The organism is Paraburkholderia madseniana (assembly GCF_009690905.1).
Classification (GTDB): Bacteria; Pseudomonadota; Gammaproteobacteria; order Burkholderiales; family Burkholderiaceae; genus Paraburkholderia; species Paraburkholderia madseniana.
Genome location: NZ_VOSW01000187.1, coordinates 1 through 9,018 on the forward strand (window position 1 = coordinate 1; position 9,018 = coordinate 9,018).

Here is a 9,018-nt window from a genome sequence, read left to right on the forward strand (position 1 = left end):
TCCGCCCGCGCAGTGGCAAGACGCACGTCACCGATGGGCCCTATACCGAGTCGAAGGAAGTCGTGGGCGGCCTGTTCATCATCGAGGCGGATACCCATGACGAGGCGTTGCGCATCGCCTCCATGCATCCGGCGGCCACGCTGGGCGAAGAAGGTGGATGGGTCGTTGAGCTTATCCCCGTGGATTTCTACTGGACCCGATGAGGGCTTGGACGCGTGTCTCAAATATGCGTTGGCGCTCTGTTCTCCTCAAACACCTTCACGGCTTCGTGAGTCATCGCGGCGATACTACTTCTGGGCCGAGCGGCGACGCCTGTGATCGACCCTTCTCTGCCGTTCGCCGCGGTATCCCGGCAACGGCAGCTTATGACGGTACAACGGTCATCGTTCCTATCTCGACGTTCGAAGGTGCGGCTGCGATAGTCGGGCGACCCCGCGCTTCAACCAGACCACCCCGCCCGCCTGTAATCGCTCGGCGACATTCCGGACACCCGCTTGAACGCGCTGCTGAATGCGCTTTCGGATGCGTAACCCAACCTTGCCGCGAGAACGGCAATCCGTATTTTCTCGTCGATTAACGCCTGCTTTGCCATACGCATGCGCCACTGCGTGAGCCACGTGAGCGGAGCCATGCCCGCGACAGACCTGAAATGCACGCAGAACGCCGTGCGCGACATTGCCGATGCGGTCGCAAGCTCGTCCAGCCGCCACGCCCGGCCGGGATCGCCATGCATCAGCCGTAGCGCGGGCGCAAGCCGCCTGTCGCCGATGGCGCGCAGCCAGCCGTTGGGGATTTCCGTGCCGGTGTCGAGATGGACGCGCAGCATTTCGACGAACATCAGTTGTGCAAGGTATGTTGAAGCAAGGCCGCTGCCCGGCAAACCCGACGCGAATTCCTTGACGAGCCGGGCAAGCAGCCATCGAAGAACGTCCGCCTGCTCGCAGTCCGCACGGATGTGTATCAGCGATGGCAGGACGTCGACCAGCAACGCGTCGTTTGAGGGCGCGAGCCTGACGTGTCCTCCGATCTGCGTGCAGCCGTTGCCGTCGCCGATTGTCGCGGTCCTGGTCCCGTCGCCGGAGAACACGGTGGCCGCGTCGACCGGTTCCGCGTCCGGGTCGCTTGCGAGGACAAACGAGCGTTCGCCGGTTAGCAGAAAGACGTCACCTTCGCCGACCGCGACCGGCTCCGTCTGCGCGTCGATGCAAAGCCAGCAACTGCCCTTGACCAGCGCGAAGAACTTGATCTTTTTCGGCTGCGGAAAGCGGATCGCCCATGTGCCGCCGGCAGAGAAGCCGCCTGCCACAACGGGCTGGGCGCCGAGCAGCCGAAGGATATCCGAAAGTGGATCGCCCTCGATTTCTGAACTCATGCGACAGTATTCCGAACTTTTGATTATTCATCGTACCGGAATTTGAGCCCACAATGCGTACATCGTTGTTTGTCCAGGGAAACGCCATGATGACGCTACAAAAGCCACTCGGTTCGGGTTTCGGAGCTGCCACCACTGCCGACGAGGTCATCGCCGGCATCGATCTTTCCGGCAAGACGGCGATCGTGACCGGGGGCTACTCCGGCCTCGGGCGCGAAACAGCCCGGGTTCTGCGTGCCGCCGGCGCACGCGTGATCGTCCCCGCGCGCGACCTGCGCCGCGCCAGCGGGGCACTGGCCGCCATCGACGTGGAAATCGCGCCGATCGATCTGCTCGATCCGGCCTCGATCGACGCTTTTGCGGCGTCGTTCCTCGAATCGACACCGGCGCTGCACATGCTGATCAACAGCGCCGCGATCATGGCCGTGCCGGAATTGACGCGCGACGCGCGAGGGTATGAGTATCAGTTCGCGACCAACCACCTCGGCCACTTTCAACTCACGATGCGGCTCTTGCCTGCGCTGCGCAAGGCGGGAGACGCTCGCGTGGTCTCGGTATCGTCGATCGGTCACCGCTATTCGCCAGTGGTTTTCGACGACCCGCATTTCGAGCGTCGCCCGTACACACCGTGGGCAGGGTATGGGCAGTCGAAGACGGCCAACATTCTCTTTGCTGTCGCACTTGACCAGCGCGAGAAGACAAACGGGATCCGCGCGTTTTCGCTGCATCCGGGCGCCATCGTCGATACTGGGCTGGGGAGATACGTGACGCGCGAGCAGCTGATCGCCGCAGGTGTCCTCGATGAGCAAGGCGAGCCAGTGCGCGATCCGGCTAGGCAACTCAAGACGATCGGGCAGGGCGCGGCCACGCAAGTCTGGTGCGCAACCAGCCCGCAACTGAACGGCTTGGGCGGCGTGTACTGCGAAAATGTTGACGTGGCCCCGGTGATGAAGGAACAACCGGAGAAGATCGATATGGCGGATGCCATGAGGCTTACGGGCGCAGTGCCCTATGCCATCGACCCAGCCTCCGCCGATGGCCTTTGGGGGCTCAGCCAGCGACTTCTCAACTTCTAGTGGAGCCGCTACTTGCCGGATTTCGACTCTTCGGTTTTTTGATGCGACAGGCGCATCATGGCTGGCTGCGGTCCGTTAATTTTGCCAGCCATTCACGATAGGCCGCCTGAGTTTGACCCGTAGGGCGAGACGAACGGCAAGCTACTGCAGATTTTTCGAGAGCTACCCGCGCAAGGTATCTGCCATCTTATGCAAGATGTCTGGCAAAAGAACCTGCGCCTCAAGTGGGCCCACCACGGAATACCCTGATCCCGATTCGCCGTCGATGACGATCACGACCGCGCAGCGTGCGCGTGTCATGTCTCGCACATGGTTGCATGCAGTGTCGAATAGCCCGGCCGACTCCCCAGCTGGTATGACCGTTGACTCGAAGTCTGATGTCATTGTGCCCTCGCAAAATGTTTGATCAATCCATAGGACGAAGCGCCATCCGCAGAGAAGTGTATCTCGCCCAATGCGGGCGAATAGAAGGCGCCGCCGATGAAGCGCGCAGATTGGGTGATGTGGGCAATCGACGTTCTCGCTGCTCGAGCGAGGGGGCGCAGCAGGTCGGCAACGATAGTTCAAGGGGTGGAATGACAGGCGCAAGGCCTGTCAGATATGGATTGCTACGGGCGCTCAAAAATTGCACCGCGTGGCATTGAAGACAAACTTAAGATCGGGGAGAACCTGATGCACCGTGACCTGGGACACGTTGTTGAGACACTCAGCGCGAAAAAAAGCCGGCGCGAAGCCGGCTTGAAAGGATCTAGCGTCCGAGTGAGCTAGAACCTGAGAGGTCTGCACTATAGGCGGAATAGCTTAAGAAGCGCTTAAGCCCGGCACGAGTTGCCAAGAGCCAGAGGCTCGACCAGCACGTGCCGCGTAGTGCAATCAATGGCCGCCGCTGGCGTTGTGGCGAACCGCCGTGTGGATGACCGCCAGCGCCTCTGCTGGGCGATTGAGCAGGAGCAACGATTCAGCGATGCACAGCCTGGAGTGCAATGCCGTTAGGTCGTAATTTGCGACCATCAGACGGACTTCCATGATCGTTTGCCGAATCTCCGCAGAAAGTTGTTCGGGATCACCTGCAAGCGCGGGCGAGCGCAGGGCCAGTCCCCGTCTACCACGAACAGCAGATCATCGGCAGTCAGCGGAATATCAGACGTGAGCACGGAGGAGCTTCGGCGGTGATAGATCCTTTTAGTTTAGACGGCTGCAGGGTGGTTACACAGCCGACAGCGCTGAAAGATGTGGGCCGCACAAAGCAGGCGCAAAAAAAAAGCGCCCGAGGTGGGGCGCTATAAAAATGCCTCAACCCGGTTTCCAAGGCGAGAGGAGGCGAACCGATGCTACCGTTAGTCCGTCCCAACCTGCTTTTAGGGAAGATATGGATTGCTACCATTGCTGCAGCAAATCTGTAGCACACGAAACATTCCCCCCTTTGAGCGTCAGCCGACTGTTTCGCAACTCATTTGGCGCGGGACAGATTCGGGGAGTACGGTTTCAGTTGCGTGTGCATGGAGGAACGAATCATGACGGGTAGTCAAATGAACGAGAAAACACCCTGGTTCCTTTCTACGATCAAGCCTGTCCGCAAAGGCTTTCATGAGAGTCACTGGTTGATCGGATCGCAGGACAGGGAGGCATTCTGCCTCCCGTATTCTCTGAGGACGTTACTGCGACCTCTTGGAAGCCACCGCGTTGTCTGTCGCCCGCAGCTCAGCGTTGGCTGTAACCAGTAGCCTCGCGTCGTGGTCACGCAGTGCTGCATCCAGCATGTCGAAAGCCTTGTTCAACTCCCGCTGCCCTGCCTTCGTTGCCTTGCCGGTTTCCAAAATCGCTTCCGCTTCCTTTTTCAGTCGCTTGTCAGCTTCGCGGCGAAACGACTGTCAAGCGTCCCTTCATGAAGGAACTCGTTGATCCGCATTGTCAATGCTGCCAGCGTCCCCTCGGTTGTCTCTGCCGCATTGCCGACCTCGTCGGACGCAGATTTCTTGCTCATCAGCTTTTTCCCAACCCACAACTGCCGGTCGTATCCCCGCGGCTTCAACGGCCGCTTTCGGAGTGGGTTCAATTTGTCATCCAAGCGTTCGCGCTTGAACGCTTGACGCCTTACCTTCATTACCTCGGGCAGTCACCAAGTATCTCGGAGTGGTGTGACACGAACTCAGTGAGAACTTGCAGAACATGTTCTTTCCGCTCGGGATTGCAACCGATGTCGTCTCGTCCGGATGCATCAGTCGATCAGTTTAATTGACCACTGTGGCTTACGATATGGTGGAATCGCAGCTTTCGCGATGTGCAAGATCATGGGTCGCGATTGTTACTGGCTAACGCGAATATTGACCGTGTCAAAGCGCTGTCCCTGCATGCTAATGGTTTGAGGCCGACCCGCTCGTCAGCGCACGAGGGCTCGAGCTGTCACCTCCACCCTGTGCCATCCCGCCAGCAAACTATCGGCAGGGCCGGGCGTAAAGATTTCGCCAGCCTTGTCGATATACTGCAGGAAGTGCCGCGCCACTGAGTGGCAGGCTCCGCGCTCACTTGTAATGGCACTTTTCTTTCGCCTTACAGACGCGGTCTCGGGCTCGCCAGCTCAACCGACGACAGCAATTTGATCGAACCATTGCTAGACGTGGCCGACAAGGTGCCCTACCACGCTAGGGAGCGGGGCGGACAATTGATGGCTGATCTGAAAGCGGGCTGGAAGCAGACACAATCCAGAAGACTATGTTTCGAATCACGCGTTCCCTTCTGGCAAAACCGGCCCTGTTCATTTTCGCCGGGATTGGTATCACGCTTGCCACCACCGGCGTCACGGCAGTCTCGCTGTACCAGATGAGGCTGGACGCAATGACGCAGGCCCGCGCTGCCGCACAGAACCTCGCCCTCTCCCTGCAAAAGGAGACCGAGCGTAATCTGGACATCTGCCAACTTGCCATGCGGGATGTCGTGACAAGTATGAAGACCCCCAGTCTCCTCCAACTCACTCCCGAGGCCCGGCACCTCGTCGCTTTCGGCGCGGCCAACAACGTAAGGGAACTGGGCGCGATATTCGCGGCAGATGCTGCTGGCGACAGCGTCCTCGACTCCCGTTGGGTTCTACCGCCAAAGCTCAATGTAAGCGACCGCGATTACTTTCAGGTTCAACAACAGCAGAAAGGGGCCGGCTTGTATCTCAGCAAGCCCTTCGCGCCGCGCCTCGGCAACGCTGGGCAACCGTCGATAGCGCTGAGCCTGCGTCTTGACGATGCAAATGGCCACTTCGCAGGAATTGTTGCAGGTACGCTCCGGCTAAGCTATTTCCACCAGCTATTCGAAGACTCGATACTCGGCGATCACGGAACCCTTACCCTGTTGCGCACAGACGGGACTGTCCTGATGCGGCAACCGTATCGCAGGGACGATATAGGCCGCACTCTCGCGGGCGGCCATTCCTTTCCCCCGCTCGTGCAATCGGATCACGGAACCTATGTCGACGTTGCCGTGCTCGACCACATCGAGCGCCTATACAGCTTCAGGCGGATCGGGACCTATCCACTAGTCGTGGTCGTTGGCCTGGCGACTGAGGACATCTACGCCGGATGGCGTAAGCGGGCGTTTGCCATTGGTATCGTGACTGCCATACTGGATGTGCTTACCATCATGCTGTCTCTGATGTTCAGCGGGCAATTGCGTAGAAGATTCGCAATGGAACGTCAGTTGCAGACGCTGGCATGGTTTGATGCCTTGACCGGCTTGCCCAACCGGGCGCAACTCAACAGGGAAACGCTCCGTATCCTGGCGGACGCCAGCCGGAATTCGTCACAGTTCGCGATACTGTTCATTGATCTGGACCGTTTCAAGCGCGTCAACGACACGCAGGGCCATTCTGCCGGTGACGAAGTGTTGAGCGAAATCGCGCGGCGTCTCCGGTATTGCGTCCGGGGTGATGACGTGATCGGTCGCCTCGGTGGAGACGAGTTCCTGGCAGTACTGCAGAATTGTGACGTACATAGGGCAGCGCACGTAGCCGGGCGCATCCTGCAAGCCCTGTACCAGCCTATCACCGTCAACGCAAAGTATGACACCAGCATCACGCTCAGTGCGAGCATCGGCGTCTCACTGTATCCACACGACGGGTGGGACGCCGATACCCTGCTGCGTAATGCAGACATGGCGATGTACAAGGCGAAGAGCACGGGACGTAACCAGGTACATTTCTATGCGCCTGTGTATGAGCGTCAAGCCAAAGAACAGCTCGAACTGGAAATCGCGCTGCAGCGAGCCTTGCAAGGAAGAGCCCTGAGCGTCACCTACCAGCCCAAGGTCGATGTGACGGGAACACTGCATGGAGCCGAAGCCCTGGTTCGGTGGAACGACGAGAAACTGGGGATCGTCCCGGCAGACCGCTTTATCGCCATCGCGGAAGAAAGCGGCCTGATTGCAGAGCTGGATGCCTGGGTGCTGGACGAGGCCTGCCGTCAACTCGCTGAGTGGCGCGCCGGGGGCATCGATGTACCCAACATATCAGTGAATGTCTGTGCCGCCGACTTCAAACGTCCAGATTATCCCGGCTTTATCGCGCACACGCTGCAGGCTCATGGTCTGGCGCCTGCCGATCTGATTCTGGAAATGACCGAGCGAGTCATGTTTGATGAGTCGGCCGATGACATCCGCACATCGCTCGATACGATGCATGCCCTCGGAATAACGCTATCGATAGATGACTTCGGTACGGGCTACTCGTCTCTGAGCTATCTGCACCGGTTCTCCGTTAAAGAACTGAAGATCGACAAAAGCTTTGTGCTGGGCATTGGGGCCGATCCAATGGCCGAATCCCTAACACAGACTGTAATCAATATCGGCAACGTGCTGAAGCTGAGTGTCATCGCTGAAGGCGTGGAAACGCAAGCACAGCGGGACTTTCTACATGACCACGGCTGCCTTATGTACCAGGGACATCTGTACTCGGCACCGCTACCACCCGGCGAATTCGCGCTGTGGGTAGAAACGCATCGGCAGCGAATACCATTAAGCGAATGAGATAAAGGGTTCTGGTGCAAATAGGCTCATTGGACCGGTTAAAGTAGCGATCCAATCAATCTGGTGGGCTGTGATGAGCAAAGGGAAGGGGCTGGAGGGGTTGTTCGATGGTCGGCATTTTGATCGGGAGATCATTGTTCTGTGTGTGCGCTGGTACCTTCGCTACAAGCTCAGCCTGCGCGATCTGGTCGAGATGATGGCCGAGCGGGGATTGTCGCTGGCACACACTACGATCATGCGTTGGGTAAAGCGCCTTACGCCGGAGTTCGTCAAGCGCTGGAACCGGTTTGGCATACCCACAGGCCGGTCACGGCGTGTTGACGAGACCTATCTGAAGATTCGTGGCAAGTGGGTCTATCTCTACCGGGCGGTAGATCGGGCCGGCCAGACAGTGGACTTCATGCTCAGGGCGAAGCGCGACGTGAGCGCGGCCAAAGCCTTCTTCAGCAAGGCCATCAAACATCAGGGCCAGCCACCGGAGACGATCACGCTCGACGGGTATGCCGCCTCGCACCGGGCCGTGCGGGAGATGATCGCTGACGCTCTGCTGCCTGATGGAACGCACGTGCGCTCCTCGAAGTATCTGAATAACGTGATCGAGCAGGATCATCGAAACATCAAGTCCAGAACGAACGTGATGCTCGGATTCAAACGGTTCAGGTGTGCGAAGACCACGATTTCAGGCATCGAGTTGATGCACCGCATCCGCAAGGGCCAGTTCAATCTCCGCACTCTCGGGCTCAAGGATACTGCTGTACCTGCCGTCTGGAACGCCATCCTGTTCAATAAATAAGGCATCCTTATATATTGGAGACGTCTCGGCTTCACCACCTGTTTGCACCAGAACCCAATTGTGGTGCTGACGGCTCGAAATATGTTTCTCCGCTCAAGGACTACTTGCCGGACGCAAGTACCGGTGAACTGAGATGGCTGCACGCGGAGCTTGGCGCCACGATGCCCTATCGGCAAGCCAAGGCCGTCATGGACCTTCTGCTACCCGCCTCAGGTCGCGACAATCATGTAACCATCCGCAACCACACCGTGGCCATCGGAAAATCGATACAGCACGCACGGCCGGTGCATCGGTGATGCGAGACGTAAAAACCGATTGCCGAGCTCGGCATTGACGTCGGCTATGTCCGTCGCGCACGTTGCAATCGCAAGGGTTCAGGCAAGGAAAATCGCGCAGAAGCCGAAAACCGATCATCGTCGATCGCGGTCGTCGTCGCTGCTTTGGGGCAAGCCGGTGAGCAACCACCAGTGTGGGCTTCCGCCCTGCCGCGGACCCGGCGGCTGAATCAAGAAATGAAACGATTCCTCGAGGACAGCGGATACGGGAATCCTAATGAAGTCGTTGTCCTGACTGATGGACCTCGGGACCTGGCCGGCGTCGCCAATGACCTCCCCTACGATAACGAGTGGATTCTCGATTGGGCGTAAGCAGCCGGCGAAGTCATCTTGATCGGTAAGTCGAGCAGCCCGACGATCATGTCCATTCAAATTTTAAATGGACAGGTGTACATGATGGACGAAGTCGAGGTTGTCCAGGATGTGGTTCAGCCG

Annotated in this window: 7 protein-coding genes and 1 pseudogene; 5 read left to right on the forward strand and 3 right to left on the reverse strand. The window is 58.5% G+C overall.

Translation table 11 applies throughout. The features are described 5' to 3' along the window. Positions 1 to 203, forward strand: a 203-nt coding sequence (locus FSO04_RS44115) for a YciI family protein (RefSeq protein ID WP_233465435.1), incomplete at its 5' end; no start/stop codon positions are given. Positions 204 to 439: 236 nt separating this feature from the next. Here the strand turns inward: FSO04_RS44115 and FSO04_RS44120 are convergent. After that, complete coding sequence (locus FSO04_RS44120) at positions 440 to 1,372, reverse strand: AraC family transcriptional regulator (RefSeq protein ID WP_154567618.1); 933 nt, start codon at positions 1,370 to 1,372, stop codon at positions 440 to 442. Positions 1,373 to 1,458: 86 nt separating this feature from the next. On the opposite strand from FSO04_RS44120, the gene FSO04_RS44125 reads away from it, so the two are divergent. Continuing rightward, a complete protein-coding gene (locus FSO04_RS44125) occupies positions 1,459 to 2,448 on the forward strand; it encodes an SDR family NAD(P)-dependent oxidoreductase (protein WP_154567619.1) in 990 nt (329 codons plus the stop codon). 873 nt (positions 2,449 to 3,321) lie between these two features. On the opposite strand, the gene FSO04_RS44130 is transcribed toward FSO04_RS44125, so the two are convergent. Both FSO04_RS44130 and FSO04_RS48095 read right to left on the reverse strand, forming a co-directional pair. Beyond that, positions 3,322 to 3,474, reverse strand: coding sequence for a hypothetical protein (locus FSO04_RS44130; protein WP_154567620.1), 153 nt, complete (start codon positions 3,472 to 3,474; stop codon positions 3,322 to 3,324). Between the two features lie 811 nt (positions 3,475 to 4,285). Then, complete coding sequence (locus FSO04_RS48095; RefSeq protein ID WP_233465436.1) at positions 4,286 to 4,516, reverse strand: hypothetical protein; 231 nt, start codon at positions 4,514 to 4,516, stop codon at positions 4,286 to 4,288. Positions 4,517 to 5,160: 644 nt separating this feature from the next. On the opposite strand from FSO04_RS48095, the gene FSO04_RS44140 reads away from it, so the two are divergent. From FSO04_RS44140 to FSO04_RS44150, 3 genes and pseudogenes are all read left to right on the forward strand, one after another. Next, positions 5,161 to 7,455, forward strand: a complete 2,295-nt coding sequence (locus tag FSO04_RS44140; protein WP_154567621.1) for a putative bifunctional diguanylate cyclase/phosphodiesterase — start codon at positions 5,161 to 5,163, stop codon at positions 7,453 to 7,455. Positions 7,456 to 7,528: 73 nt separating this feature from the next. Further along, positions 7,529 to 8,248: an IS6 family transposase gene (locus FSO04_RS44145; protein ID WP_154567622.1), complete on the forward strand. Its 720-nt coding sequence runs from the start codon at positions 7,529 to 7,531 to the stop codon at positions 8,246 to 8,248. 56 nt (positions 8,249 to 8,304) lie between these two features. Continuing rightward, a pseudogene (locus tag FSO04_RS44150) lies at positions 8,305 to 8,892 on the forward strand (ISKra4-like element ISBusp5 family transposase); the annotation flags it as partial. Between the last annotated feature and the right edge of the window lie 126 nt (positions 8,893 to 9,018).

Bases quoted from the DNA above. Each gene is read 5' to 3' on its own strand.
- FSO04_RS44120 (WP_154567618.1), bottom strand. From the start codon at position 1,372: ATGAGTTCAGAAATCGAGGGCGATCCACTTTCGGATATCCTTCGGCTG.
- FSO04_RS44130 (WP_154567620.1), bottom strand. From the start codon at position 3,474: ATGGAAGTCCGTCTGATGGTCGCAAATTACGACCTAACGGCATTGCAC.
- FSO04_RS44140 (WP_154567621.1), top strand. From the start codon at position 5,161: ATGTTTCGAATCACGCGTTCCCTTCTGGCAAAACCGGCCCTGTTCATT.
- FSO04_RS44125 (WP_154567619.1), top strand. From the start codon at position 1,459: ATGATGACGCTACAAAAGCCACTCGGTTCGGGTTTCGGAGCTGCCACC.
- FSO04_RS44145 (WP_154567622.1), top strand. From the start codon at position 7,529: ATGAGCAAAGGGAAGGGGCTGGAGGGGTTGTTCGATGGTCGGCATTTT.